This window comes from Roseivivax marinus (assembly GCF_900109705.1).
Classification (GTDB): domain Bacteria; phylum Pseudomonadota; class Alphaproteobacteria; order Rhodobacterales; family Rhodobacteraceae; genus Roseivivax; species Roseivivax marinus.
In genome coordinates, this window is sequence record NZ_FOAI01000004.1 from 182,635 (window position 1) to 208,128 (window position 25,494).

General features: G+C 69.5%; 19 protein-coding genes and 2 pseudogenes. 15 read left to right on the plus strand and 6 right to left on the minus strand.

Translation table 11 applies throughout. The features are described from left to right. Positions 1 to 43: 43 nt before the first annotated feature. Both BMX29_RS07110 and cobT read right to left on the minus strand, forming a co-directional pair. The gene (locus tag BMX29_RS07110; protein WP_092811503.1) at positions 44 to 1,840 is read right to left on the minus strand and encodes an aminopeptidase P family protein; all 1,797 of its coding nucleotides are present in this window, start codon (positions 1,838 to 1,840) and stop codon (positions 44 to 46) included. Positions 1,841 to 1,943: 103 nt separating this feature from the next. After that, positions 1,944 to 3,821 (minus strand): cobaltochelatase subunit CobT, encoded by a 1,878-nt coding sequence (gene cobT, locus BMX29_RS07115; protein WP_092811505.1) that lies wholly within the window; start codon positions 3,819 to 3,821, stop codon positions 1,944 to 1,946. A gap of 118 nt (positions 3,822 to 3,939) precedes the next feature. On the opposite strand from cobT, the gene BMX29_RS07120 reads away from it, so the two are divergent. From BMX29_RS07120 to cysE, 6 genes and pseudogenes are all read left to right on the plus strand, one after another. Next, positions 3,940 to 4,752 carry a TIGR00282 family metallophosphoesterase gene (locus tag BMX29_RS07120; RefSeq protein WP_092811507.1) on the plus strand — a complete coding sequence of 271 codons (813 nt, stop codon included), beginning with the start codon at positions 3,940 to 3,942 and terminating at the stop codon, positions 4,750 to 4,752. A 100-nt stretch (positions 4,753 to 4,852) separates the two neighbouring features. Next, positions 4,853 to 6,631, plus strand: a complete 1,779-nt coding sequence (locus BMX29_RS07125) for an SLC13 family permease (RefSeq protein WP_092811509.1) — start codon at positions 4,853 to 4,855, stop codon at positions 6,629 to 6,631. Positions 6,632 to 6,805: 174 nt separating this feature from the next. Further along, a complete protein-coding gene (locus tag BMX29_RS07130; RefSeq protein WP_092811511.1) occupies positions 6,806 to 7,132 on the plus strand; it encodes a hypothetical protein in 327 nt (108 codons plus the stop codon). Then, a pseudogene (locus tag BMX29_RS19565) lies at positions 7,050 to 7,554 on the plus strand (terminase large subunit domain-containing protein); the annotation flags it as partial. The gene BMX29_RS07130 and the pseudogene BMX29_RS19565, both read left to right, overlap by 83 nt. After that, positions 7,549 to 9,513: pseudogene (locus BMX29_RS19410) on the plus strand (phage tail protein); the annotation flags it as partial. The pseudogenes BMX29_RS19565 and BMX29_RS19410, both read left to right, overlap by 6 nt. A 410-nt stretch (positions 9,514 to 9,923) precedes the next feature. Beyond that, positions 9,924 to 10,733 carry a serine O-acetyltransferase gene (cysE, locus tag BMX29_RS07140; RefSeq protein WP_043842215.1) on the plus strand — a complete coding sequence of 270 codons (810 nt, stop codon included), beginning with the start codon at positions 9,924 to 9,926 and terminating at the stop codon, positions 10,731 to 10,733. 335 nt (positions 10,734 to 11,068) lie between these two features. Here cysE and corA read toward each other — a convergent pair whose 3' ends face one another. Continuing rightward, entirely contained in the window at positions 11,069 to 12,019 is a 951-nt protein-coding gene (gene corA, locus BMX29_RS07145) for a magnesium/cobalt transporter CorA (protein ID WP_092811513.1), read from the minus strand. Between the two features lie 249 nt (positions 12,020 to 12,268). Between corA and pdhA the strand changes: the two genes are divergently transcribed. Genes pdhA through BMX29_RS19870 form a run of 3 tightly spaced genes read left to right on the plus strand, consistent with a single transcriptional unit; the run spans position 12,269 to position 15,620 of the window. Further along, positions 12,269 to 13,261, plus strand: a complete 993-nt coding sequence (gene pdhA, locus BMX29_RS07150; RefSeq protein WP_092811515.1) for a pyruvate dehydrogenase (acetyl-transferring) E1 component subunit alpha — start codon at positions 12,269 to 12,271, stop codon at positions 13,259 to 13,261. After that, positions 13,258 to 14,604 carry a pyruvate dehydrogenase complex E1 component subunit beta gene (locus tag BMX29_RS07155; RefSeq protein WP_092811517.1) on the plus strand — a complete coding sequence of 449 codons (1,347 nt, stop codon included), beginning with the start codon at positions 13,258 to 13,260 and terminating at the stop codon, positions 14,602 to 14,604. Before pdhA ends, BMX29_RS07155 begins: the two co-directional genes overlap by 4 nt. Positions 14,605 to 14,645: 41 nt before the next feature. Next, the gene (locus BMX29_RS19870; protein WP_092811519.1) at positions 14,646 to 15,620 is read left to right on the plus strand and encodes an E3 binding domain-containing protein; all 975 of its coding nucleotides are present in this window, start codon (positions 14,646 to 14,648) and stop codon (positions 15,618 to 15,620) included. A 301-nt stretch (positions 15,621 to 15,921) separates the two neighbouring features. Here BMX29_RS19870 and BMX29_RS07165 read toward each other — a convergent pair whose 3' ends face one another. After that, on the minus strand, positions 15,922 to 17,295 hold the full coding sequence (locus tag BMX29_RS07165; protein WP_092811521.1) for an L-serine ammonia-lyase: 1,374 nt from the start codon (positions 17,293 to 17,295) through the stop codon (positions 15,922 to 15,924). Positions 17,296 to 17,535: 240 nt separating this feature from the next. Between BMX29_RS07165 and rpiA the strand changes: the two genes are divergently transcribed. The 6 genes from rpiA (at position 17,536) to BMX29_RS07195 (ending at position 24,360) form a co-directional block, all read left to right on the plus strand. Next, on the plus strand, positions 17,536 to 18,318 hold the full coding sequence (gene rpiA / locus BMX29_RS07170; RefSeq protein ID WP_043842225.1) for a ribose-5-phosphate isomerase RpiA: 783 nt from the start codon (positions 17,536 to 17,538) through the stop codon (positions 18,316 to 18,318). 156 nt (positions 18,319 to 18,474) lie between these two features. Continuing rightward, on the plus strand, positions 18,475 to 19,971 hold the full coding sequence (locus BMX29_RS07175; protein ID WP_092811523.1) for an FAD-dependent oxidoreductase: 1,497 nt from the start codon (positions 18,475 to 18,477) through the stop codon (positions 19,969 to 19,971). A gap of 75 nt (positions 19,972 to 20,046) precedes the next feature. Beyond that, on the plus strand, positions 20,047 to 21,258 hold the full coding sequence (hflK, locus tag BMX29_RS07180) for an FtsH protease activity modulator HflK (protein WP_092811525.1): 1,212 nt from the start codon (positions 20,047 to 20,049) through the stop codon (positions 21,256 to 21,258). Then, complete coding sequence (gene hflC, locus BMX29_RS07185) at positions 21,258 to 22,451, plus strand: protease modulator HflC (RefSeq protein ID WP_051487366.1); 1,194 nt, start codon at positions 21,258 to 21,260, stop codon at positions 22,449 to 22,451. The genes hflK and hflC overlap by 1 nt, the downstream gene beginning before the upstream one ends. 2 nt (positions 22,452 to 22,453) lie before the next feature. Continuing rightward, entirely contained in the window at positions 22,454 to 22,642 is a 189-nt protein-coding gene (locus BMX29_RS07190; protein ID WP_043842229.1) for a DUF2065 domain-containing protein, read from the plus strand. A gap of 227 nt (positions 22,643 to 22,869) precedes the next feature. Continuing rightward, the gene (locus BMX29_RS07195) at positions 22,870 to 24,360 is read left to right on the plus strand and encodes a DegQ family serine endoprotease (RefSeq protein ID WP_092811527.1); all 1,491 of its coding nucleotides are present in this window, start codon (positions 22,870 to 22,872) and stop codon (positions 24,358 to 24,360) included. A gap of 97 nt (positions 24,361 to 24,457) precedes the next feature. Here BMX29_RS07195 and BMX29_RS07200 read toward each other — a convergent pair whose 3' ends face one another. After that, positions 24,458 to 24,856: a hypothetical protein gene (locus BMX29_RS07200; RefSeq protein WP_092811528.1), complete on the minus strand. Its 399-nt coding sequence runs from the start codon at positions 24,854 to 24,856 to the stop codon at positions 24,458 to 24,460. Positions 24,857 to 24,948: 92 nt separating this feature from the next. After that, entirely contained in the window at positions 24,949 to 25,491 is a 543-nt protein-coding gene (locus tag BMX29_RS07205) for a peptidoglycan-binding domain-containing protein (RefSeq protein WP_043842235.1), read from the minus strand. Positions 25,492 to 25,494 lie beyond the last annotated feature (3 nt).

Genomic DNA, 25,494 nt, shown 5'->3' on the forward strand with positions numbered 1-25,494 from the left:
ATGTGTTCCGTCTCCATGACCAGATGCAGGTCACGGGAATATGTCATAGCGGCGCTGTCGCCTGTTCGAGCCAAGCCCGTGCCTCGTCGTCGAGCCACTCGGCGAGCCGCGCGGCGCAGGTCGCGTGGTAGGCATCGAGCCAGTCGCGTTCGGCCGGGGTGAGCATCTCGGGCACGATCAGCCGGCGGTCGATCGGCACGTAGGTCAGCGTCTCGAAGCACAACATGTCCTTCCGCGTCGCTCCCTGCAATGCCGGAGCGTCCCGAACCGCCACGAGGTTCTCGATCCGGATGCCGTACTGGCCCTCGCGGTAGAGCCCGGGCTCGTTCGACACGATCATGCCCGGCTCGAACGGCACGGTGCCGGTGCGCGCCAGGCGCTGCGGTCCCTCGTGGACGCTGAGATAGGCGCCGACGCCGTGGCCTGTGCCGTGGGCGTAGTCGCAGCCGGCCTCCCACAGAGGAACGCGCGCGGCGGCATCGAGGTCGCGTCCGGCGAGCCCGGCGGGCCAGCGCAGGCGCGAGATCGCGATCATGCCGCGCAGGACGCGGGTGAAGTCGGCGCGCTCGGTCTCGCCCGGGGCCCCGATCGCGATGGTGCGGGTGATGTCGGTGGTGCCGTCGGCATATTGCCCGCCCGAGTCGACCAGAAGGAGGTGTCCGTCCTCGACGCGGGCGTCGGTCGCCTCGGTCACGCGGTAGTGCACTATGGCGCCGTGCGGACCTGTGCCCGAGATCGTTTCGAAGCTGATTTCGCGCAGCGCGTCGGTGGCGCGGCGCTCGGCTTCGAGCCGGCGGACCACGTCGATCTCGGTAAAGCTTCCGGGGGCCTGCGCGTCGAGCCAGGACAGGAAGCGCACCATGGCCGCGGCGTCGCGCAGGTGGGCGGCGCGGGCGCCGGCAAGCTCGGCCTCGGTCTTGCGCGCCTTGGGCAGGAGGCAGGGGTCGGCGGCTTCCACGATCTTGCTCCCGGCGTCCGACAGTATGTCGGCCACCGCGACAGGGCAGGAGGCGGGGTCGATCCGGACCGGTCCCTCGAGGGAGGCGAGCGCCCCGGCGAAGTCATCCGGCGCGGCCACGTCCACCACGTCGGGCAGGGGCGCGTCGAGTCCGTCGAGCTTGGCCGCCGCGACGAACAGCGTGACGCGTCCGTCCGCGTGCAGGATCGCGGTCGCGTGCGGAACCGGGTTCCGGGGAATATCGCTGCCGCGCACGTTCAGGAGCCACGCGACGCTGTCGGGCAGGGTGAGGACCGCCGCGCGCGCGTCGCCAAGCTCGTCCGCGAGCGCGGCGATCTTGTCTTCCGCGCTTCGTCCGGCGAGGTCTTTGGGGTGCGTGCGCAGCGAGCCCATCGGCGCGTCGGGCTGGTCGTCCCATACCCGGTCCACGAGGTTCTCGCAGCGGTCCAGCACCACACCGTCCAGCCCGGCCTCGAGCTTGCGCAGACCCTCGACCGACATCAGCCAAGGATCGAAGCCTACGCGTCCGCCCTGCGGCAACTCTTGTCCGATCCACTCCGACAGCGATGTCTCGGGCCAGTCGACGGGGGTGAACTCCGGAGCCACCTGCGCCTTGACCTGAACCCGGTAGCGCCCGTCCACGAATACGCCCGCGGTGTCGTGCAGCGCCACGCACCAGCCCGCCGATCCGGTGAAGCCGGTGAGCCACGCCAGCCGGTCGTCGCGGGGCGCCACGTACTCACCCTGGTACATGTCCGCGCGGGGGACGAGGAACCCGTCGAGCCCCTCGGCGTCCATCGCGGCGCGCAGTGCAGCCAGTCGCGGCGGGCCCTGTTCGGGCCGCGCCGTGTCCTCGAAGCTCTGGAACTCCGTTTCGGTCATGGCGCCGCGCCGCTCCTTATTCTTGGTGAAAACATCCCGGGGTGTTCGGAGGGCAGCGCCCCTCGCCGGGTCGGGGCGGCGGTATTCCGGTCCGAAACCGCCCTCAAGAGGCCCGCTTCATGCCCATGACGCGCGCCCGTGCCCGCGGATCGCTGTCGAAGAGCGACGCCAGCTGCTCGGTCATCGCGCCGGCGAGCTGCTCCACGTCGGTGATGGTGACCGCACGGTCGTAGTAGCGGGTCACGTCGTGGCCGATGCCGATGGCCAGGAGTTCCACCGCCTTCTTGCGCTCGACCATGGCGATGACGTCGCGCAGGTGCTTCTCGAGGAAGTTCGCCGGGTTCACCGACAGGGTCGAATCGTCCACCGGCGCGCCGTCGGAGATCACCATGAGGATCTTGCGCGCCTCCGGCCGTCCGACCAGCCGGCGGTGGGCCCATTCCAGCGCCTCGCCGTCGATGTTCTCCTTCAGGAGGCCTTCCTTCATCATCAGCCCGAGGTTCGAGCGGGTCCGGCGCCACGGCGCGTCGGCCCCCTTGTAGATGATGTGACGCAGGTCGTTGAGACGGCCGGGCTGCTGCGGACGGCCCTCGTTGAGCCAGGCCTCGCGGGCCATGCCGCCCTTCCACGCCCGGGTGGTGAAGCCGAGGATCTCGACCTTGACCGAGCACCGCTCCAGCGTGCGGGCCAGCACGTCCGCGCAGATTGCCGCGATCGAGATCGGTCGGCCCCGCATGGAGCCGGAATTGTCGAGCAGGAGCGTCACCACGGTATCGCGGAACTCCATGTCCTTCTCGACCTTGAAGGACAGGGGCGTCGTGGGATTGGCGACCACGCGCGCAAGGCGCCCCGCATCGAGGATGCCTTCCTCGCGGTCGAATTCCCACGAGCGGTTCTGTTGCGCCTGGAGCCGGCGCTGAAGCTTGTTCGCCAGCCGCGAGACCGCGCCCTTGAGCGGGTCGAGCTGCTGATCGAGATAGGCGCGCAGGCGTTCGAGCTCGGCGGGATCGGCGAGGTCCTCGGCGCGGATTTCCTCGTCGTGGCTGTCGTCGTAGACGGTGTAGAGCGGATCGGCGTCGGAAACCGGCGGGGGCGGCGGCGGATCCATCGGCGCCTCGCCCTCGGGCAGCTCGGTCTCCTCGCCCATCTCCTCGTCGGCCATGTCGTCCATGGAGACCTGCGCCTGGCTGGCGTCCTGGGTCTCGTCCTGGCTCTGCTCGGGCGACGCGTCAGGGTCTTCCTCGCCGTCGTCGTCGTTGCCGGTGGAATCGGGATCCTGTTCGTCCTCGACGCCTTCCTCGGCGTCGTCCTGGCTGTCCTCGTCGGGCTGGTCGGGGTCGTCGCCAAGCTGATCGCCGTAGCCGAGATCGGTGATGACCCGGCGCGACAGGCGGGCGAACTCGGTCTGGTCCGAGAGCGCGGCGTCGATGTCGCCGAGCGCGCCGCCGGCCTGCTTGTCGAGATGGCCGCGCCACAGCTCCATGACGTTCCGCGCGCCCTCGGGCAGGTCGCGGCCCGTGGCGAGGTGGCGCACGTAGTAGCCGGCCGCGGTCGCCAGCGGCACGTCGGCGGCGTCGCGCACGTCGGCATAGCCCTTGCGCGCGGCCTCGTGGCCGATCTTGGCGTCCACGTTCTTGGCGGTGCCGGGCATGTCGCGGGCGCCCATCGCCTCGCACCGCGCGGTTTCCATCGCCTCGTAGATCTCGCGCGCCATGTCGCCCTGCGGGGCATAGCGTGCGTGGGTCCCGGCGTCGTGGTAACGGCGGTGCAGCGCCAGCGCGTCGGCGGTGCCGCGCGCAAGCAGCACCTCGTCGTGTGTCATCCGGCGCGAGACCTGCGGCAGGCGCATCGCGTCGCCCGACACGCCCGATGGGTCGACCGAGTAGCTGACCGTGAGATCGGCGTCGTGGGCCATCACCTTGGTGGCCTCGGCGAGCGCCTTCTTGAACGGATCCGCGGGATTGTCCGAGCCTGATGCCATGGCGCCTTTGTCCACCCAACGCGCGCGATTGGCAAGGGGGACGCGGGTTGCCCGGAGCGCCGCGCGGGACCACTCTTTTTCGTTGCATTCGCGGACCGTCGCACTAGGGCTGTCGCGCATGAAAATACTCTTTCTGGGCGACGTGATGGGACGGGCGGGCCGCGAGGCCGTCGCCGCGCGTCTGGGCAAACTCAAGGCCGAGTGGAAGGTCGACTTCTGCGTGATCAACGGAGAAAACGCCTCCAACGGCGCAGGTCTGACCGCGACCCACGCGGCGGGCCTGTTCGAAGCGGGAGCGGACTGCGTGACGCTGGGCGACCACGCCTTCGACCAGAAGGACATGCTTCAGGCGATCGAGGCCGACAGCCGCATCGTGCGCCCGCTGAACTTCGCCAAGGATGCGCCGGGCCGTGGGCATCGGCTGTTCAGCGACAAGCGGGGCCGGAAGGTTCTGGTGACCCAGGTGCTGGGCCAGGTCTTCATGAAGCGGCCCTTCGACGATCCGTTCTCGGCCATGGACGCGGTCCTGCGCGCACATCCGCTGGGCGGGCAGGCGCAGGCGATCCTCGTCGATATGCACTGCGAGGCGACGTCCGAGAAGATGGCGATGGGTCATTTCTGCGACGGCCGCGCAAGCGTCGTGGTGGGCACCCACACACATGTGCCGACGGCGGACGCGCAGATCCTGCCGCGGGGTACGGCGTACCTGAGCGATGCCGGCATGTGCGGCGACTATGATTCCGTCATCGGCATGGAAAAGACCGAGCCCATGCGCCGCTTCGTGACGGGCATGCCCAAGGGCCGGTTCCAGCCCGCTCTGGGCGAGGCGACGTTGTCGGGCCTCTTCATCGAGACCGACGACCGCACCGGCCACGCGATGGCGGTGCGCATGGTCCGCGACGGCGGCCGGCTGGAATCAACGGCGCCGTGAGATCCTCGCCTTCGGTCGCGCTTGTCCCGGGGCACGGCGTTCTCCAAAATGGCGGGCGGTCCGTGGACCGGCCAAGTGAATGCGGCAGGCAGGCAGCAGCATGGAAACCTTGATAGCGCAGAACGGCGACGCCCTGATCGTGATCGGGGTGATCCTTGTGATGTTCGCGCTCTTCGTCACCGAGTTCTACCCGACCGAGGTCGTCGCCATCGGCGGCGTCGCGGTCCTGCTGGCACTGGGCGTCCTGCCTTACGAGGACGCGCTGGACGTGTTGTCGAACCCCGCGCCATGGACCATCGCGACGATGTTCCTCGTGATGGGGGCGCTGGTGCGGACCGGCGCGCTCGAGGCGTTCACGAGCTACGCTCAGAGCGGGGCGCAGAAGCGGCCTCGGACGGCGATGGCCGGAATCGTGGTTCTGGTGGTCGTGGCCTCGGCCTTCATGAACAACACGCCGGTGGTGGTCGTGATGCTGCCGATCTTCGTGCAGCTTTCCAAGGTCCTCGGCGTGTCGCCGTCCAAGCTACTGATTCCGCTGAGCTATGCCGCGATCCTCGGGGGTACGACGACGCTGATCGGGACCTCCACCAACCTGCTCGTCGACGGCGTGGCGCGGAGCCGGGGCATGGAGCCGTTCACCATCTTCGAGGTCACGCCGCTGGCGCTGATCCTCGTGGTCTGGGGCCTTGGCTATCTCTATCTCTTCGGCGCGTGGCTGCTGCCGGACCGGGCGAGCATGGCCGGGATGCTTTCGGACCGCAGCCGCATGAAGTTCTTCACCGAGGCGGTGATCCCGCCCGACAGCAACCTGATCGGGCGCGAGGTGCTGGGCGTTCAGCTTTTCAAGCGCGAGGGCGTACGCCTGATCGACGTGGTGCGCGGCGACCAGTCGCTGCGTCGCGACCTCGAGGGCGTCGAGTTGCAGGTCGGCGACCGGGTGGTCCTGCGCACGCAGATGACAGAGCTTCTGAGCCTGCAGAACAACAAGTCGCTGCGCCGGGTCGACCAGGTCTCGGCGGTCGAGACGACGACGGTCGAGGTGCTGATCACGCCGGGATGCAAGATGGTGGGCCGCAGTCTCGGCGCGCTGCGTCTGCGGCGGCGCTACGGCGTCTACCCGCTGGCGGTGCACCGGCGGAACCAGAATATCGGACGTCAGCTTGACGAACTGGTGGTGCGCGTGGGCGACACGCTGCTGCTGGAAGGCGCCCCGGCGGATATCCGGCGCCTTGCGGACGAAATGGCGCTCGTTGATGTCTCGCAACCCTCCGCCCGCGCATTCCGCCGCGGGCACGCGCCGATCGCGCTGGCGGCGCTGGCCGGGATCGTGGTGCTTGCCGCGCTTGGCGTCGCACCGATTCTGGCCCTGGCCGTCGTTGCCGTTGCGATCGTGCTGCTCACACGCTGCGTCGACGCCGAGGAGGCGTTCTCTTTCGTGGAGGGGCAGCTTCTCGCGCTGATCTTCGCGATGCTGGCAATCGGCGCGGCGCTGGAAAGTTCGGGTGCGGTCGAGTTGATCGTGAACGCCATCGTTCCCTGGATCGACGGGCTGAACGGCGTCTTCATCGTCTGGGCGGTATTCCTGATGACCTCGATCCTGACCGAGATGGTGAGCAACAACGCCGTCGCGGTGGTCCTGACGCCCATAGCCATTGCGCTGGCGCAGGCGCTGGGGATCGACCCGCGCGGCCTTGTCGTGGCGGTGATGATCGGCGCCTCGTGCAGCTTTGCCACCCCCATCGGCTACCAGACGAACACGCTGGTCTATGGCCCAGGAGGCTACCGCTTCACCGATTTCCTCAAGGTCGGTATTCCGCTGAACGTGTCCATCGGCGTGATCTCGGCGCTTGTCATCCCGCTGATCTGGCCGCTGTCCTAGAGGGCGGGCCGGAACGCTTTCGCAGGCCCGCTTAACAAGACCTTGCCCCGCGTTTCCGGCGGTAAAGGCGGGCTTATGCGCCGGTCCTGCGCCGCAAGCGGTATTTGATGACTTCACCGTATTCCTTTTCTCGGGCGCAGCGATGCGCCGCCCACGAGATAAGGCAGGCAAGACATGAGTCTCATCACGATCGAGGACCGGATGTCCGAGCTCGAGGCCGATCGCGACGCGATCGCCGAGACGCTGCGGGGCATCCGGTCGGAGCTGCACGATCTGCGCGCCCGGGTCGAGGCGGGCGAGTTCGGCTCGCCGACGGAGGCGGGCAAGCTCCTTGGCGATGTGCGCTACTGGCTGAAAGCCGCGCGCGAGACCGAAACGGAAATCCAGAAGGTTCACAAGGCACGCGCGGGGATCGCACATGACTACGGACTCGACCTCGATAAAGCCCGGGCTGACATCCGGTGCCGTCTTCATCGCATCCGCGCCTGCTGCAAGTCGTAAGGCGTTCTTCCGCAACATGGACGAGGGGGCGCGGATCGCGCTTCCTCACCTGTTCGAGTTCTGGGCCATGCCGCACCAGCTGCCGCCCGGAGGAGACTGGCGGACCTGGGTAATCCTCGGCGGACGCGGAGCCGGCAAGACGCGGGCCGGCGCGGAGTGGGTGCGCTCGGTGGTCGAGGGGCCGCGGCCGCTCGATCCCGGGCGCTGTCGCCGGCTGGCGCTGGTGGGCGAGACCCAGGACCAGGTGCGCGAAGTGATGATCTTCGGCGAAAGCGGAATCCTCGCCTGCTCGCCGCCCGAAATGGCACGCGGCGCGCAAGTGCCTTGTCTGGCCGAACGGGGCCGAGGCGATGGCATTCTCGGCGCACGAGCCCGAGGGCCTGCGAGGCCCGCAATTCGACGGGGCGTGGGTCGACGAACTCGGCTGCCCCGCCGTGGACAAGGGCAGCAACCAGCCGAACGTGTTTCTCGACCCGAAATCGTCCGAAAGCTTCCTGCCGCGGCATTCCGACGGGCGCCGCGACGAGCTGATCCAGCACCAGTATCTTCGCGCCCTGCATGGCTACTGGTCGGACCCGGACAACAACCCCGAGGCCACCGAATACGCGGGCCGGATGCTCGACATGTCGCGCGCCTTCGTCTGGGCCTGGGACGCACGGCCCTATCCGTGGTTTCCTGCCCGCGACCACTTCTGGGCCGACGGCGGCAACTGGCGGCGCGGGCACTGGATCACCGGGCGCGCCTCGGCACGGACGCTGGCCTCGGTGGTCACGGAGATCTGCGCGCGGGCGGGTCTGACCCGAATCGACACCCGGCGCCTGCACGGCTTCGTGCGCGGCTACCTTGTGCCCGAGGTGGGCGACGCCCGCCGGGCGCTTCAGCCGCTGATGCTGGCCTACGGCTTCGACGCGATCGAGCGTGACGGGCAAGTGGTCTTCCGGATGCGGACCGGCGAGAGCGACGCGGCCCTGTCCGAGCCGGACCTCGCGGTGTCGGACGACCTCGAGTCGCGCCTGATCGAGACCCGCGGCCCCGAGGCCGAGCAGGCCGGCCGCGTCCGCCTGCGTTTCTTCGAGGCCGACGGGGACCACGAGACCGTGGCCGAGGAAAGCGTCCTGCCCGACGAGCAGACCCACGCCGTGTCCGAAACCTACGTGGCCCTTTCGCTGACCCGCGCGGAGGGGCGGCAGATCGCCGAACGGTGGCTCACTGAAGCGCGGCTTGCGCGCGATTCCGCGCGCTTCGCGCTGCCGCCGTCGCGGCTGCCGCTGGGCGCGGGCGACGTGGTGACCCTGCCGGGAGAGGACGCGCCGACCCGGTTTCGCATCGACCGCGTGGAGGTCACGGACCGCCGGATCGTCGATGCGGTGCGGGTCGACCCGGACGTCTACGAGGCCGCCGCGTTTCCCGACACGCCCGCGACGCTGCGTCCCTTCGTGCCGGCCGTGCCGGTGATGCCGGTGTTCCTCGACCTGCCGCTGATGCGTGGCGACGAGGTGCCCCACGCGCCGCATCTCGCGCTGTCAGCGTCGCCCTGGCCCGGGAGCGTCGCGATCTACGACTCCCCCGTGGACGGCGACTACGCGCTCAACGGACTCTTCGCGGCGCGGGCGGTGATCGGACGCCTCGAGACGCCGCTTTTCGCCGCGCCCTCGGGCCGGATCGATCGCGGCGCGCCGGTGCAGGTGCGTCTCTTCTCGGGCGCGCTGTCGAGCATCACCGACGCGGCCTTCCTGTCGGGCGGCAACCTGCTTGCCGTGGGTGACGGCACGCCCGGCGGGTGGGAGCTGTTTCAGGCCCGCGACGCGACGATGGCGGGCCCGCGCCGCTGGCGTCTGTCCCACCGCCTGCGCGGGCGCTTCGGAACCGATGGCGTGATGCCCGAGATCTGGCCCGCGGGCAGCCTTGTCGTGCGCCTCGACGCGCGCGTGCGTCAGATCGACCTCGCCGCCGGGGCGCGCCGGATCGCGCGGCACTACCGCATCGGCCCGGCGCTTCGACCCTATGACGATCCGGCCTACGTGCATCGCGTCGAGGCGTTCGACGGCATCGGCTTGCGCCCCTACGCCCCGGCGCATCTGCGGGTCGCGGCGGAGGCAGGCGGGCTGCGGGCGACATGGGTCCGCCGTACCCGGATCGACGGCGACGACTGGAGTCTTGCGGAGGTGCCGCTCGGCGAGGAGACCGAGGCCTACCGCGTCCGGGTGATCCGGGACGGCACCATCCTGCGCGAGGCCACGGTGTCCGGCCCGCGCTGGGATTACGGCGCGGCGGCGCTGTCCGGAGACCTGTCCGGGGGCCCGGTGACCCTGCGGGTCGCCCAGCTCTCGGCGCGTTTCGGGGCCGGGCCCGAGGCGCGGCTGGACCTTCCGGTGGGATGACCGGAGGCTCCGCTATGTCTCTGACGCGCCGAAAAGCGAGGGCTCTGCACTCGTGCTCCCGGAGTACTTGAAACGAGAAGAACAGGGCTTCGTGGCGCTTGCGGCCGGCATTTGGCGTGCGGGCGGCGTCCCGGAGGGTGTCTCTTCTGCACGCCAATGCCATGCGGGGGCCGGGATGGACGGGCGCTTGCGGCGGGCCGAAGGTGGCGGCGGCCGGCCTGGATGCGAAGGGTCCGCCTCGCGCGCCTTGGGATGTCCGTGCCGGGATGACGTTAAGGGTATCCGGAGCGGCACGGGGTCTTGCGCGCTCGCGTGGTGCGTGGCATCGCGGCTGCCCGTTCCAGGGTTTGCGTTTCGAACGGAGCACCTATCTGATAAGCTCGTCGCGTCGTGTCACAGGAGAGCCGCTCATGGCTGAAACCCGCGCAAAGGTCGCCGAACTCGATCCCGTCTGGGCCCGCGTGATGCGCGAGGCCGAGGAAGCCGTGGTCGAGGAGCCGCTGCTCGGCGGGCTCGTGCATCAGTCCGTCCTGCACCACCCGACCATCGAGCGCGCGCTGGCCTACCGGATCTCGCTGAAGCTGGCCTCGGGCGAGATGTCCGAGCAAATCCTGCGCGAGATCGCCGACGAGGCCTACCGCGCCGATCCCGAGCTGGCGTTGGCCGCCCGCGCCGACATCGTCGCCATCTGGGAGCGCGACCCGGCCTGCCACCGTTTTCTGCAGCCGCTCCTGTTTTTCAAGGGCTTCCAGGCGGTGCAGTCCTACCGCGTGGCGAACTGGCTCTGGCGGGAAGGGCGGCGCGACATGTCCTACTTCCTGCAGATGCGGTGCTCGGAGGTGTTCGGGGTCGACATCCACCCCGCGGCGCGGCTCGGGCGCGGCATCATGATCGACCACGCCCATTCCATCGTCATCGGCGAGACCGCGGTCGTGGGCGACAACGTCTCCATGCTTCACTCGGTGACCCTCGGCGGCACCGGCAAGGAGGAGGAGGACCGCCATCCCAAGATCGGCGACGGCGTCCTGATCGGGGCCGGGGCCAAGGTGCTCGGCAACATCCGCATCGGCGCCTGCTCGCGGGTCGCGGCCGGCTCGGTGGTGCTCGAGGAGGTGCCACCCTGCAAGACCGTGGCCGGGGTCCCGGCGCGGATCGTCGGAGAGGCGGGCTGCGCGCAGCCGTCGATCAGCATGGACCACCTCATCCACGGCGGAGCCTGAGGCGGCGCGACGAACGCCGCTGTCCTCGCATCAGGCCAGTTTTTCCGAGGCACGGGCGAGCGGTCCGTGCCTCGTGTCGTCGTCAGGGGACCGACGGGTCAACTCGGCGTCGGATTGGGCTGCGTGCTCTCGGTTTCTGACGATATCACCAACACGGACGAAGCTGGCGATGCAGCGCCGTAGTTCGTCCACGGTGCCGAGGTCCCCAGACGCTCACAGTGCCACACCGACCGACGCCCGACCAACTCTCCGCGCCCGCCAGGAGGCCCGCAGGAGGTCGAGCGGCGCCAGCCGGTCGGACGACATGGCGTGTGCGGCGCAGCCGCTCCGCCGGATCAGAGCCAGCCGCGGCGCTTGAAGTAGAAGTAGGGCAGGATCGCGGATATCACCATCGCCGCCACCGCAATCGGGTAGCCCAGGGGCCAGGCGAGCTCGGGCATATGCTGGAAGTTCATCCCGTAGACCGAGGCGATCAGCGTGGGCGGCAGGAACATCACCGCCACCACCGAGAAGATCTTGATGATCGCGTTCTGCTCGATCGAGATCATGCCCAGCGTCGCGTCCAGCAGGAACGTGATCTTCTGCGACAGGAAACCGGCGTGATCCAGCAGCGATCGCACGTCGCGTGACAGGGTCTTGATCCGGTCCCGAAGATCGTTCGCCGTCGCGCGCCCCTGGGCCACATGGCCGAGGAATCGCGCCAGCCGGTCAAGCGTCACCAGGCTGTCGCGGATGTTCGAGAGAAGCTCGCCCTTCGCGCCCACCGCGCCAAGCACCTTCTCATGGTCGGTTTCGGCCTCGTCGCGCTGGAAGATGCGGCGTGACAGTCCGTCGATCTCCTGTGCGGCTCGCTCGAGGATGTCTGCAAGCCGGTCCACCACCGCCTCGAGAAGCGCGATCAACACGCCCTCCGCGGTCTCGAGTGTGGGCGCCTCGCGCTCGGCGCGGGCCGGGAACGTAGTGAATGCCCGGGGCTCGTGGTAGCGGATCGTCACCAGACGGTCCTTCGCCAGGACGAAGCTCACCGGCGACATCTCGGGATCGTCGGTTTCGGTGTGGGCGGGCAGGATCGCGGTCATGATCGCGCCGCCGTCGGCGAGGTAGAGCCGCGAGGAGACTTCGATCTCCTCCATGTCGGCGCGGGCCGGCACCGAGAAGCCTAGGAGGCGCTCGACCGCGTCCACCTCGGCGCCGGTGGGGTCGATCATGTCGATCCAGAGCGCTTCGTCCGACACGGCGTCGCGCCGTTCGAGCCGGCCCTCGTTCATCAGGTAGCTGCGGATCATGGGGGGCGCGCGCCTCCTCGGGCGGGGGGATCGGAACGGGCGGAGGCCGTGGCGGCTCACGCCCCCCGATCGCTACACCACGTCCGGGGCCGTTTCCAGACGCCCGCGCCGGGGGCGATGCGTAACCGTGTTCGACCATACACGCACCTTTGCAGGCCACGCACCGGCGCGCTTGAAAGAAAATTGCGCGCAGGATAATCTCGGAGGCAAGGCCCGCGGAGGCCGCTTCACGAATGGGAGGGCGCGGCCATGGCGGCGCGCGATGGCGGCGAGGGCGATCCGGGTGCGGATCGCGTCGCCCTGTACCGGGACATGCTGCTGATCCGCCGGTTCGAGGAAAAGGCCGGCCAGCTTTACGGAATGGGCCTGATCGGTGGCTTCTGCCATCTCTGCATCGGGCAGGAGGCGGTCGTGACGGGCATGGAGGCCGCGGCCCGCGCCGGCGATCATCGCATCACGTCCTACCGGTCCCATGGGCACATGCTGGCCGCGGGGCTCGACCCCCGCGCGATCATGGCCGAGCTTCTCGGGCGCGAGACCGGCGCATCGCGGGGCCGGGGCGGATCGATGCACGTCTTCGATCCCGAGCGGCGCTTCTGGGGCGGGCACGGCATCGTCGGTGCCCAGGTGCCCATCGGCGCTGGCCTCGCGCTGGCCGAGAAGATGCGCGGCACCAACAATGCGACCTTCATCTATTTCGGGGATGCCGCGGCCGACCAGGGGCAGGTGGCCGAGACCTATGCCCTGGCCGCCCGTTTGTCGCTTCCGGTCGTCTTCGTGATCGAGAACAATTCCTACCCGCCGGGAACCGGGCTGTCGGCGGCGAAGGGGCCGCAGCTGATCGACCGGGCCAAGGCATACGGTCTGCCGGTGCGTACCGTCGACGGTATGGACGTCCTCGCGGTGCGCGACCTCGCCGAAGAGATCGTCCTGCCGGTGCGCGCGGGCAAGGGGCCGGTCGCGGTCGAGGCCAAGACCTACCGCTACCGCGGCCACTCCATGGCCGACCCGGCCAAGTACCGCACCCGGGCCGAAGCCAGCCGCGTGCGCGAGACCCGCGATCCCATCGACACCCTGCGCGCACGTCTGCTCGAGACCGGCCACGCCGATGCCGACCGCCTGCGCGCGATCGACCGCGAGGTGAAGGAGGCGGTGAACGCCGCCGCCGAGGCCGCGCGCGGCGATTCCGAGCCAGCGGTGGAGACGCTCGACCGGCACGTCTACGCGGAGGCAGCGTCGTGACCGTCGAGATCCGGATGCCCGCGCTCAGCCCCGCGATGGAGGAAGGGCGTCTTGCGCGCTGGTTCGTGCGCGAGGGCGACGCCGTCGAGGAAGGCGACGTCATCGCCGAGATCGAGACCGACAAGGCGACGCTGGAATTCGAGGCGGTGGCGGCCGGACGGCTGGGGCGCATCCTCGTGCCGGAGGGGACGGAGGCGGTGAAGGTGGACACGCCGATCGCCGAGTTGCACGGCCTCGAGGCGCCCGCCCCGGCGGCCCCGGCGTCCGCGCCCACCCCCGCCACGCCGAAACCCGCGGCCCGCAACCGGCCCCGGTCGCGCGCGGGCGTGCACCTCGAGCCGGGCTGGCCGGCGGATCTGCACCGCGATGTCCTCACCGTGCGCGAAGCGCTGCGCGCCGCGCTTGCCGCCGAGATGGGCGCCGACGAGACCGTCTTCGTCCTGGGTGAGGAGGTCGCCAAGGATGAGGGCGCATACCGCGTCACCCATGGTCTCCGCGAGCGCTTCGGCGCGGCGCGGGTGATCGACACGCCGGTGACCGAGGCGGGCTTCACGGGCATGGCGGTGGGCGCGGCCTTTGCCGGGATGCGGCCGGTGGTTGAGGTGATGAACATGTCCTTCGCGCTTCAGGCCATGGACCAGATCGTCAACTCCGCCGCCAAGACCCACTACATGTCCGGGGGCGCGGTGACGTGCCCGCTGGTCCTGCGGGGTCCGAACGGTGCGATGGGCCGGGGCGGGGCACAGCACGCGCAGTGTTTCGCCGCATGGTTCGCGCACGTGCCGGGTCTCAAGGTCGTCTACCCTTATGCGGCCTCCGACGCTGGCGGTCTCCTGCGCGCCGCGATCCGCGACCCGAACCCGGTGATCTTCCTCGAGAACGAGCGGCTGTACGGGCGGAGCTTCGAGGTGCCGGCGCTCGACGACCACGTGGTCGAGATCGGCCGCGCGCGGGTCTGGCGTCAGGGCTCGGACGTGACTCTGGTGGGATACGGGCCCGCAATGGGCGCTGTGCTGGAGGCGGCCGATGCGCTGGAGGCGGACGGCATCGAGGCCGAGGTCATCGATCTCCGCAGCCTGCGCCCCATCGACGCCGACACCGTGATCGAGAGCGTCAGAACCACGCACCGGTGCGTGGTGGTGGAGGAGGGATGGCCCCAGGGCGGCATCGGCGACCACGTGGCCGCCACGGTGAGCGCGGCCGCCTTCGACTGGCTCGACGCGCCGGTTGCGCGGGTGACGGGCGCGGACGTTCCCATGCCCTACGCGGAAGGACTTGAAGCCGCGGCGTTGCCGGTGGCCGCGCAGGTCGTCGAGGCGGCGCGGCGCGTGGCCTACCGCTGAGGGCGGCGCACGGCGCGGCCACGAGACGAGGAGGAGCGAAGATGGAGGACAATCTGCACGACTGGCGGTCCGACCGCGACGTCGGCGCGCGGGATCGCATCCCGGCCTCGCCGCTCGCGCGCCGCCTCGCGCGGGAGCGCGGGATCGACCTCTCGGACCTCACCGGCTCCGGCCCCGGCGGCCGCATCGTCGAAGCGGACGTGCCGGGCGGAGAGGACACCGTGGCACACGCTGCGTTGGGCGGAATGAACGCAGTTTCGGCAACGCGAGGCTCGGCGGCCCGGACTGGTGGGAGCGGCAGCCAGCGTGAAGCGGCGGCGCGCGGCATTGCGGCACCTTTAGCGGCCGACGGCGCGGCCTCCGAGGCCGGTCAGCGTGTGACCAAGCCGGATTCGGCTGCCCGCACCGGAGGCAACCGGAAGATACGGCCAGACCAAGCCGCGCAGGCCGCGGCCGGGGCCGTGCAATCAAGGCAAGGGTCTGACGGCGGTATTGCCACGGCTCGCTGGCAGCCCGCCCCGGCAGAGGGCACCGCGATCCTGCGCAGATCGGTCCCCGCGGCACGTCTCGAGTGCCTGCGCGGCCTGCTCGAGGACGCATTCGGCCCGCTTGGCCCCGGTGTCTTCGTGGCCCGCGCCGTCTCCCGCGCAGAACGTCTGCCGGTCGGGTATGCCATCTCCGACGGCCCTGTCGCGGCGGCGGGCGACGGGGCGGACCTCGTAACGCTTCGCGACGCCACACCGGGCGGGGCGACACCGGAGATCGTGATCCGGGACGTCTCGTTCCTCGGTCTCGCCTCCGCCGATCTGCTCCTGTCCGCTGGCGCGTCGCTCCAACTCGTGACCGGGGCGATCCGCGACGATGGCGCGGAGCCGACGCTCGATCTCGTGGCCACGGCCCGCGTCGCCGACTGGCCGCTCGCGCGCACCGCGGACCTGCTCGATGCGGTGGCCGAGGCCCTCGCCCGCCCAGCCACGCTGCTTGCCGGGCTGCCGGAGACCGTCGCCGATACCTGAGGTCCACGTTTCGGGCCCGGTCCGGTGCCACCCGCGAGACTGCGCCGCGGATCGGGCAACGCCATGGTCTCGCACAGGGGGATCGATGGGCCCCCCAAATTCAAACGCAACTTGGCGTGGCGCGGCGGCGCATCGCTCGCGGGCCTGCGATTGCCTAAAACCCCCGGGGGCATTTCCCGAAAGGCGCGCTTGCAGTGCACTGACCGCGCGAGGACCCGGAGCGGTCCGACCGACCCGATCCGCGCGGCCAGCATCGAACGCCGGCCCCCGGATCAACGGCCGTCCCGCACCCCGCCCGCGCTCAGCAGTTCGGCACGTTCACCGCGAGACCGCCCAGCGAGGTTTCCTTGTACTTCTCGGCCATGTCCGCGCCCACCTGCCGCATGGTCTCGATGCAGGCGTCGAGCGGCACGAGGTGAACCCCGTCGCCGCGCAGCGACAGAGAGGCCGCGGAGACCGCCTTGATCGCGCCAAGGCCGTTGCGCTCGATGCACGGCACCTGCACGAGGCCGCGCACCGGGTCGCACGTCATGCCGAGGTGATGCTCGAGCGCGATCTCGGCGGCGTTCTCGATCTGAGCGGGCGTGCCGCCCAGCACCGCGGCCAGTCCCGCCGCCGCCATCGCCGAGGCCGAGCCGACCTCGGCCTGGCAGCCGGCTTCAGCCCCGGAGATCGAGGCGTTGTATTTCACGAGGCCGCCGATTGCCGCGGCGGTCAGCAGGAAGTCGGGCACCTTGCTTCGCGTCGCGCCGGGCACGTGGTCGAGGTAATAGCGGATGGTCGCTGGCACCACGCCGGCCGCACCGTTGGTGGGCGCGGTCACGACCTGACCGCCGGCGGCGTTCTCCTCGTTCACGGCCATGGCGTAGACGCTCATCCAGTCGTTGATCGTGTGCGGCGCCGACAGGTTCGTGCCGCGCTCGGCCAGAAGCGCGTCGTGGATGCCCTTGGCACGGCGGCGCACGTTCAGCCCGCCGGGCAGGGTGCCGTCGTTCTCGAGGCCCCGGTCGATGCAGCCGTCCATGACCTCCCAGATGCGCGCGACGCCCCGGTCGAGCGCATCGTGCGTGCCCCGGGACAACTCGTTGGCACGCTTCATCTGCGCGATGGAAAGGCCCGAGGCCTCGGCCATCGCCAGCATCTCGGCGGCGCTCTTGAACGGGTAGGGGACCGGGGGGCCGTCGTCGGTGTCCTTGCCGCGGGCCAGCTCCTCCTCGGTCAGGACGAAGCCGCCGCCGACCGAGTAGTAGGTTTCCTGCAGGATCACGTCGCCCTGCGCGTCCGTGGCCATGAGGATCATCGCGTTGGCGTGGCCCGGCAGCGCCCGGTCGTAGTCGAAGAAGATGTCCGCCTTGGGATCGAAGTCCAGCGCGCCTATGCCCTCGGGCTCGACCTTCTTCGTCTCGCGGATGCGCTCCAGCGCCGTTTCGGCGGCCTCGGCGTCGTAGCTCTCGGGCCGGAACCCGGCGAGGCCGAGGATCACAGCGCGGTCTGTGGCATGGCCGACCCCGGTGAACGCGAGAGAGCCGTGCAGCGACCCCTTCACGCCGCGCGGCGCGTAGTCCGACGCGCGGATCGCGTCGAGAAAGCGCGCGGCGGCCACCATCGGACCCATCGTGTGGGACGAGGACGGGCCGATGCCGACCTTGAACATGTCGAATACGGAGAGAAACATTCGGGGGCCTTCCTGGGCGATCTGCCGGGGCCGGGCGCGTGGCCCGGCATTCCGCGCAGCGTGGGCCGGGGCGGTGCACCGGCGCAAGAGGGCAGGCGACCTTGCGCGTGCCGTTCGCGACGCGCGCCGCGATCCGGGGGCGCGAGCGCCCGCGCGATTGGCTCTCGCGCCGGCGCGGGACATTCCCTATAAGGCCCCGGACCCCAAGCACCGACCATCCGATACTTCTCCGGAGGCCCCATGCCCGCAGACCTTTCGCCCATCGACAAGGCTAAGTTCGTGGCCGCCAAGCGCGCGAGCGAATTCGTCGAATCCGGGATGCGCGTGGGTCTCGGCACCGGCTCGACCGCAGCGTGGCTGGTGCGCTGCCTCGGCGAGATGGTCCGCGAGGAAGGCCTGCGGATCCGCGGCGTGCCGACCTCGGCGCGCACCGCGGCGCTGGCGCGCGACGTGGGGATCGACGTCATCAGCCTCGACGAGGCCAAGTGGCTCGACCTGACCATCGACGGCGCCGACGAGTTCGACCCCGAACTGAACCTGATCAAGGGCGGGGGCGGTGCGCTTCTGCAGGAGAAGATCGTCGCAACCGCCTCGGACCAGATGATCGTGATCGCCGACGCCGCCAAGGAGGTCGCCAATCTCGGGGCCTTCCCGCTGCCGGTGGAGGTGGTGCCGTTCGGCTGGCAGACCACGCAGGCGCTGCTGTCCGAGACGCTCGAGGCGATGGACGTGATGGGCCGCGAGATCACGCTGCGCATGAACGGCGAGCGGCCCTACGTCACCGACGAGGGCAACTACATCGTCGACCTGCATCTCGGCCGCATCGGCAACGCGCGCCAGCTTGCGCTGATCCTCAACCAGATGCCCGGCGTGGTCGAGAACGGCCTCTTCGTGGACATCTGCGACCGCGTGATCGTCGGCCATGGCGATGGCCGGATCGAGCTGCGCGACATCAACGCCGGCACCGTGACCGAGGACCGGATGGAGTTCGTCGAGGACGACAACCTCTTCCGAGATCTCTGAGCGCCTCCGCGACGGGCGCAGCCGCGACGGATCGTCCCGCCCGGCGCCCGCGGGCATCGCGCACACCGGCTCTGCCGCCGGCGTGACTGGCCAAGCCGAGATGCATGTGGAATACCTTCGCCCGATGATCTCGAGACGGACGAAAAGGTGCCCGGCATGAGCGATTTCGACTACGATCTCTTCGTGATCGGCGGCGGTTCGGGCGGCGTGCGCGCGGCGCGCGTCGCGGCCGGTGAACACGGCGCCCGCGTCGCGCTCGCCGAGGAAAGCCGCTACGGCGGCACCTGCGTGATCCGCGGCTGCGTGCCGAAGAAACTCATGGTCTTCGCCTCTGAATACGCCGACATCGCCGACGCGGCGCAGGACTACGGCTGGTCGATGCGGCGCGGGGAGTTCGACTGGACGCATTTCTCGTCGAACCTGCGCGAGGAACTGGATCGCCTCGAGAACGTGTATCGCAAGCTGCTCGCGGGGTCCGACGTGACCACCTACGACGCCCGCGCACGCCTGCGCGATCCGCACACCGTGGAGCTCTCTACCGGAGAGACGGTGACGGCCAAGCACATCCTGATCGCCACCGGCGGTCACCCGGTGCGGCCCGACCTGCCCAACGCCGATCTGGGCATCGTGTCGGACGACATCTTCAATCTCGAGAACCTGCCGAAGTCGATCCTGATCGTCGGAGGCGGCTACATCGCGTGCGAGTTCGCCTGCATTCTCAAGGGTCTCGGCGTGAAGGTGACGCAATACTACCGCGGCGCGCAAATCCTGCGCGGCTTCGATGACGAGGCCCGCGGCCTGATCGCCGAATCCATGCACGAGATGGGGGTCGAGCTTCACGTCGGCACGAACATCGTCGAGATGCGCTGCGCCCAGGATGGCGAGATCGCCGATGCCGATGGTGGTGCGGCCGAGATGGGTGCCGGCGTTTCGGAAGGCGGCGCGGTGGCGGGCGACTCCGCCGTCCACACGCAAGGGGTCCAGCAGGAGAACCCGGACGTCGACCGCAAGGGCCCGATCTGGGTCAAGTCGACCAATGGCGGCGAGCATGTATTCGACGCGGTGCTCTTCGCCACGGGCCGCAAGCCCTCGACCGATGACATGGGCCTCGAAGAGGCGGGTGTCACGCTCGGTCGGGGCGGCAAGATCGAGGTGGACGAGTACAGCCAGACCTCGGTGCCTTCGATCTACGCCATCGGCGACGTGACCGACCGGGTGAACCTCACCCCGGTGGCGATCCGCGAGGGCATGGCGTTCGCCCGCACCGTGTTCGCGGGGGAGCCCACGCCGGTCGAACACGAGCTGATCCCGTCGGCTGTCTTCACCCAGCCCGAGCTTGGCACTGTCGGCATGACCGAGGAGGCCGCGTCCGAGCAGGAGGAGATCGAGGTCTACTGCACCTCGTTCCGACCCATGCAGACGGCGTTCATCGGACGCCCTGGTCGCGTGCTGATGAAGGTCATCGTGTCCAAGGAAACGCGCAAGGTTCTGGGCTGTCACATCGTCGCACCGGGCGCGGGCGAAATGATCCAGCTGGCCGGCATCGCGATCAAGATGGGCGCCACGAAAGAGGATTTCGACCGGACCTGCGCGGTGCATCCGACCATGTCCGAAGAGATCGTCACGATGCGCACACCATTGCGCGGCGGTTGAATTCACCGGCGGCGCAACCAGCTATAACGCATAGCGAACCGATAAAGTTCACCAAGTTCATCAAGGGAAGAGTTCATGGCAGGCAACAGCGGCGGCCCCTGGGGCGGCGGCAGTTCGGGAGGCGGGGGACCGCAGCGCCCGAGCGGAGGTGGAGGCGGCGGCAATCGCAAGCCGCCCGGCGACAACAACCAGATCCCCGAGATCGACGAACTGGTCCGAAAGGGTCAGGAACGCCTTCGCGTCCTCATGGGCGGGCGTGGCAACAACAACGGCACGGGGTCCGGCGGCCCGGGCGGCGGCGGGCCTTTCCTGACCCGCGGCACGATGATTATCGGTGCGCTGGTGCTGGTGGGCGCGTGGCTTCTGGCCAGCTTCTACACCGTGCGACCCGAAGAGCAGTCGGTGGAGCTGTTCCTGGGCGAGTATTCCTCGACCGGCAATCCGGGCCTCAACTTCGCGCCGTGGCCGCTCGTCACTTACGAGGTCGTCAACGTGACCTCCGAGCGGACCGAGAACGTCGGCATGGGCCGTGGCGGCTCGAACGACGACGGCCTGATGCTGACCACGGACGCCAACATCGTGGATATCGAGTTCCAGGTTGTCTGGAACATCCAGGACCCGGCGAAACTTCTGTTCAACATCCGCGACCCGCAGCTGACCGTTCAGGCGGTGTCCGAGTCGGTCATGCGCGAGATCATCGCGGCCTCGAACCTGGCCCCGATCCTCAACCGTGACCGTGGCCTGATCGCCGACACGGCGCTTCAGAACATCCAGGACACGCTCAACGAGTACGACTCGGGCATCAACGTGGTGCGTGTGAACCTCGACGCGGCGGACCCGCCGGCCGAGGTGATCGACGCCTTCCGCGAGGTGCAGGCCGCCGAGCAGGAGCGCGACAGGCTGCAGCGTCAGGCCGACGCCTACGCCAACCGCGTTCTCGCCGAGGCGCGTGGTGAAGCCGCGCAGACCCTCGAACAGGCCGAGGCCTACCGCGCCCAGCAGGTCAACGAGGCCATCGGTGAGGCATCGCGCTTCATCTCGGTCGCGCAGGAGTTCAATCAGGCGCCGGAAGTGACGCAGCGCCGTCTGTACCTCGAGACCATCGAACGCACGCTTGGCGACATCGACAAGATCGTTCTCGACGAGGCCGGCGCGGGCGGCGAGCAGGGCGTCCTGCCGTATCTGCCGCTCAACGAGCTGAACCGCCGCTCGGGCAGCTCGAACTCCGGCAGCACCGGATCGCAGGGCCAGCAGAACCAGGCCAACACCACGGGAGGGTCGAACTGATGAAATGGACCGCATTCCCGGTGATCGGCGTCATCGTCGCGGTGATCGTCGCGTGGTCTTCGCTCTTCATCGTCGATGAGCGCGAGAAGGCCCTTGTTCTCCAGTTCGGTCAGATCAAGCAGGTGGTCGAAGAGCCCGGCCTCGGTTTCAAGGTGCCGGTGATCCAGGAGGTCGTGTACTACGACGACCGCATCCTGTCGCTCGACACCGAGACCATCGAGGTCACGCCCGCCGACGACCGCCGCCTGGTGGTGGACGCCTTCGCCCGTTACCGCATCGCGGACGTGGTGCAGTTCCGGCAGGCGGTCGGCATCGGCGGCGTGCGCGCGGCCGAGGATCGCCTTAGCTCGATCCTGAACGCCGACATCCGCGAAGTGCTGGGTGCGGACCAGGTGACGTCCGACCGGATCCTGTCGCAGGATCGTCGCGATCTCGCGCGCCGCATCCTCGCCGAGGCGCGGTCCGAGGCCGAAAGCCTCGGTCTGCAGATCGTCGACGTCCGGCTGAAGCAGACCAACTTGCCGCAGCAGAACCTCGACGCGACGTTCGCCCGGATGCGGGCCGAGCGCGAGCGCGAGGCCGCCGACGAAATCGCACGCGGTAACGAAGCGGCACAACGCGTTCGCGCCGCCGCCGACCGGACCGTGGTCGAGACCACCTCGAGCGCGACCCGCGAGGCGGACATCATCCGCGGTGAGGCCGACGCGGAGCGCAACCGCGTCTACGCGGAGGCTTTTGGCGACAACCCGGAGTTCTTCTCGTTCTACCGGTCGCTGTCGGCGCTCGAGCGGTCGCTGCAGCGGGACAACTCGACCCTTGTGATCTCGCCCGACAGCGAGTTCGTCGGACCGCTGTTCGAGGCGATCCGTGCGGAAGGCCTCTCGGCCGTCGAGATCTCGGACACCGACGTGGAGCGTCTGCGCGAGCTGGCTCCGCAATCCGAGATTTCGCCCGACCTGCCGGACAGCGCGCGCGAGGAGATCGAGCGCAGCGCCGAGGAGGCGGAGCGTCAGATCGAGGAGCGCGCGAACCAGCAGCGTGAGCAGGGCACCCCGGAGGACGCGCAGACCGACGAGTCCGCCGAGGATACTGCGGCGCCCGAAGAGGATGCGACCTCCGACGACGACGCCGGGTCCGGTGATGACGCGCAGTCCGCGCCCGAGACGCCGGACGAGCCCGTGGTCGGCAACTGACCATGACCGGCGAGGTGATCCTGACGCTTCTCGCCGGAGCACTGATCGTGGAGGGGCTGGCCTATGCGCTGGCCCCTTCGCTTGTGGAGCGGATGCTCGAGGCATTGTCCGCGATGCCTCTGGAGGCGCGCCGAACGCTGGGCCTCCTGACGGCCGTGACAGGACTGATGCTCCTGTGGGCGGTCCTCTGAGCGGCTGGCAGCGCGATCGGGCCACGGCAGCTCCGGTCCCGATCGCTGGCCGGCCGCTTGCCCATGCGGTTGCGCGCCCTCTCTTCCCAGGTTGCATTCCTTTCACGCGCGCTTGACCGGCGTCATCGGTTTAACGTGTTGCCGGAAAGCCGCGATGTTGCCAGAGTGTCCACGACGGGTCTTGGCGCCGCCCCGCAGCCGTGCGCCTGCCAATCAAGGAGCGAGATTTGAAACCTCATACTTCCGCCCGTGCGCGCGCCGTTGCCGCCGCTCCGGTCAAGCTGATCTGGATCGCGACGCTGTCCGCGCTGCTCGTGTTCGCCCAGGCCGTGAACGTTTTCGCGCAGGGTGCCCCCGAGAGCTTCGCGCCGCTGGCGCAGCGCATCAGCCCCTCGGTGGTCAACATCACCACCGCCACCACCGTGGCCCGGCAGACCGGCCCCGAGGGCATCGTTCCCGAAGGATCGCCCTTCGAGGAATTCTTCCGCGAATTCCGCGGCCCGCAGGGCGAGGACGAGCAGATGCGCCGGTCCTCTGCGCTGGGTTCGGGCTTCGTGATTTCGGAAGACGGCTACGTGGTCACCAACAACCATGTCATCGAAACCGCGGATGAAATCACGGTCGAGTTCTTTTCGGGCCGCGAGTTGCCCGCCGAGGTGATCGGCACGGACCGCGACACCGACATCGCGCTGCTGAAGGTCGAGGCCGACGAGGCACTGCCCTTCGTCAACTTCGGCGACAGCGACGAGATGCGCGTGGGCGACTGGGTGATGGCCATGGGCAACCCGCTGGGGCAGGGGTTCTCGGTCTCCGCGGGCATCGTGTCGGCGTCGGGCCGCGCTCTCTCGGGCAGCTACGACGACTACATTCAGACCGACGCCGCCATCAACCGCGGCAACTCGGGCGGCCCGCTGTTCAACATGGACGGCGACGTGATCGGCGTGAACACCGCGATCCTGTCGCCGACCGGCGGGTCCATCGGCATCGGTTTCGCGATGTCGTCGAACGTGGTGACCCGCGTCGTCGACCAGTTGCAGGAGTTCGGCGAGACCCGCCGCGGCTGGCTGGGCGTGTCGATCCAGAACGTCACCGACGACGTGGCCGAGGCGATGGGCCTGGAGTCCACGTCCGGCGCGCTGGTAACCGACGTGCCCGAAGGTCCGGCATCCGAGGCGGGCATCGAATCCGGCGACGTGATCGTCAGCTTCGACGGCGTCGAGGTCGAGGACACGCGCGGGCTCGTTCGCCAGGTCGGCAACACCTCGGTCGGCAAGACCGTGCGCGTCATGGTGAACCGTGATGGCCAGACCGAGACCTTCCGCGTGACGCTGGGCCGCCGCGAGCAGGCCGACATGGCCGCGGCACAGGACATGCCCGGCGAGGACGCGCCCGAAGAGCCGGCGCAGTCCGAAGTGCTCGGCCTGACGCTGTCGCCGCTCAGTTCCGAGTTGCGCGAGGAGCTGTCGCTGGGCGAGGACGTGAAAGGCCTCGCGGTGCTCTCCGTCGACGAAAGCGCCGAGGCCTACGAAAAGGGCCTGCGCGAGGGCGACGTGATCTCGGAGGCCGGCCAGAGCGAGGTTCAGACGATCGCGGATCTCGAAACCAGCATCGAGGAGGCCCGCGAGGCCGGTCGCACATCGCTGCTGCTTCTGGTGCGGCGCGACGGCAACCCGCGCTTCGTGGCACTCGGCGTGACCGAAGGCGACAGCGGCCAGTAATCCCGCACGATCCACGCGGCCCTCTCCGTTCCCTCGGTGGGCTGCGGGACGGCGCGCCCCTCGGGGGCGCGCCTTTTTCGTTTCAGGGCGCGCGCGATCAGAGGCTGATGCCGCGCCACCCCGCCTGCCGCCAGGTGATGCGACCGCTCTCCGGCCCGACCGTCCAGCAGATCAGACGCTTTCCCGCCGCGAAGAGCATCGGAAAGCTGTAGCGCCGCTCGAAGCAGGAGAGGTCCCCGTCGGGCGTGCCGTCGAGCTTGACGAAGCCGACCCCGTAGGTGGCGCGCTCCGCGAGGCCCGGCATTGAAACCATGGGCGGCAGCGGCTCCGCGGGCGCGAAATGACGGTCGCGGATCCGGGCGCGGGCGGTTGCGGCGTCGGTGCCGACGGGAACCTCCCGGTCGAGGAAGGCCATGTCGGCTTCGGGGATTTGCGTGCAGGCGCCCGCACCGCAGAGCAGAAGGGCGAGACACACTGCGCGGGTGCGGCTGGTCATCGGTCGAACGCGGCTCCGTGTGGATGCTACCGGATGAGCGATGGCTCTACCCTCACGCTCCCGGGATATTTCAACCAGGAAGAAGGGCGGGCTCAGGTCCCTTGATCCGAGTCGGTATCTGGCAGGGGGACGGCGATCAGGCCGAGCGCGCGGGCGGTCTCGAGCGAGAGGCGGCCGGTGTCGAGGCCGCGCGCCGCCTGGTAGCGCCGGACCGCCGCCACGGTGGGCGGGTCGAAGGCGCCGGTGATCGGGCCGGCATAGCCGCCACGGACGCGCAGCGCGCGCTGCAGCGAGGACACCAGCTCGACCGTCAGGACGGGCGGGCAGGGGACCTCGAAGCGCAGGTCGCCGCGGGGGCGCACGACCTTGGGCACCGTGGTGTTGCGGTAGATCGGGGCGCGGATCACCGTGCCGTCGTCGGCGATCTCGGCCTGCACCACCTGGACCTGGCCGGGGACCTGTTCGTAGACCGCGGGCACCGGCTCCACCGCCCAGCAGCGGCCCGAGGCGTCCGTCTCGGTGCGGACGCTGAGTTCGGGGAAATCGGTGGCCTCCTGATCCGGAGCCGGGGGCGCGGTGCAGCCTGCGGCGGCGGCCGCGAGGGCGAGCGCCAGGTGCGATCTCGGTCGGGTCATGTC

Excerpts from the sequence above, each read along its gene's own strand:
- BMX29_RS07110 (WP_092811503.1), bottom strand. The coding sequence starts at position 1,840 with ATGACCGAAACGGAGTTCCAGAGCTTCGAGGACACGGCGCGGCCCGAA.
- cobT (WP_092811505.1), bottom strand. The coding sequence starts at position 3,821 with ATGGCATCAGGCTCGGACAATCCCGCGGATCCGTTCAAGAAGGCGCTC.
- BMX29_RS07120 (WP_092811507.1), top strand. The coding sequence starts at position 3,940 with ATGAAAATACTCTTTCTGGGCGACGTGATGGGACGGGCGGGCCGCGAG.
- BMX29_RS07125 (WP_092811509.1), top strand. The coding sequence starts at position 4,853 with ATGGAAACCTTGATAGCGCAGAACGGCGACGCCCTGATCGTGATCGGG.
- BMX29_RS07130 (WP_092811511.1), top strand. The coding sequence starts at position 6,806 with ATGAGTCTCATCACGATCGAGGACCGGATGTCCGAGCTCGAGGCCGAT.
- cysE (WP_043842215.1), top strand. The coding sequence starts at position 9,924 with ATGGCTGAAACCCGCGCAAAGGTCGCCGAACTCGATCCCGTCTGGGCC.
- corA (WP_092811513.1), bottom strand. The coding sequence starts at position 12,019 with ATGATCCGCAGCTACCTGATGAACGAGGGCCGGCTCGAACGGCGCGAC.
- pdhA (WP_092811515.1), top strand. The coding sequence starts at position 12,269 with ATGGCGGCGCGCGATGGCGGCGAGGGCGATCCGGGTGCGGATCGCGTC.
- BMX29_RS19870 (WP_092811519.1), top strand. The coding sequence starts at position 14,646 with ATGGAGGACAATCTGCACGACTGGCGGTCCGACCGCGACGTCGGCGCG.
- BMX29_RS07165 (WP_092811521.1), bottom strand. The coding sequence starts at position 17,295 with ATGTTTCTCTCCGTATTCGACATGTTCAAGGTCGGCATCGGCCCGTCC.
- rpiA (WP_043842225.1), top strand. The coding sequence starts at position 17,536 with ATGCCCGCAGACCTTTCGCCCATCGACAAGGCTAAGTTCGTGGCCGCC.
- BMX29_RS07175 (WP_092811523.1), top strand. The coding sequence starts at position 18,475 with ATGAGCGATTTCGACTACGATCTCTTCGTGATCGGCGGCGGTTCGGGC.
- hflK (WP_092811525.1), top strand. The coding sequence starts at position 20,047 with ATGGCAGGCAACAGCGGCGGCCCCTGGGGCGGCGGCAGTTCGGGAGGC.
- hflC (WP_051487366.1), top strand. The coding sequence starts at position 21,258 with ATGAAATGGACCGCATTCCCGGTGATCGGCGTCATCGTCGCGGTGATC.
- BMX29_RS07190 (WP_043842229.1), top strand. The coding sequence starts at position 22,454 with ATGACCGGCGAGGTGATCCTGACGCTTCTCGCCGGAGCACTGATCGTG.
- BMX29_RS07200 (WP_092811528.1), bottom strand. The coding sequence starts at position 24,856 with ATGACCAGCCGCACCCGCGCAGTGTGTCTCGCCCTTCTGCTCTGCGGT.
- BMX29_RS07205 (WP_043842235.1), bottom strand. The coding sequence starts at position 25,491 with ATGACCCGACCGAGATCGCACCTGGCGCTCGCCCTCGCGGCCGCCGCC.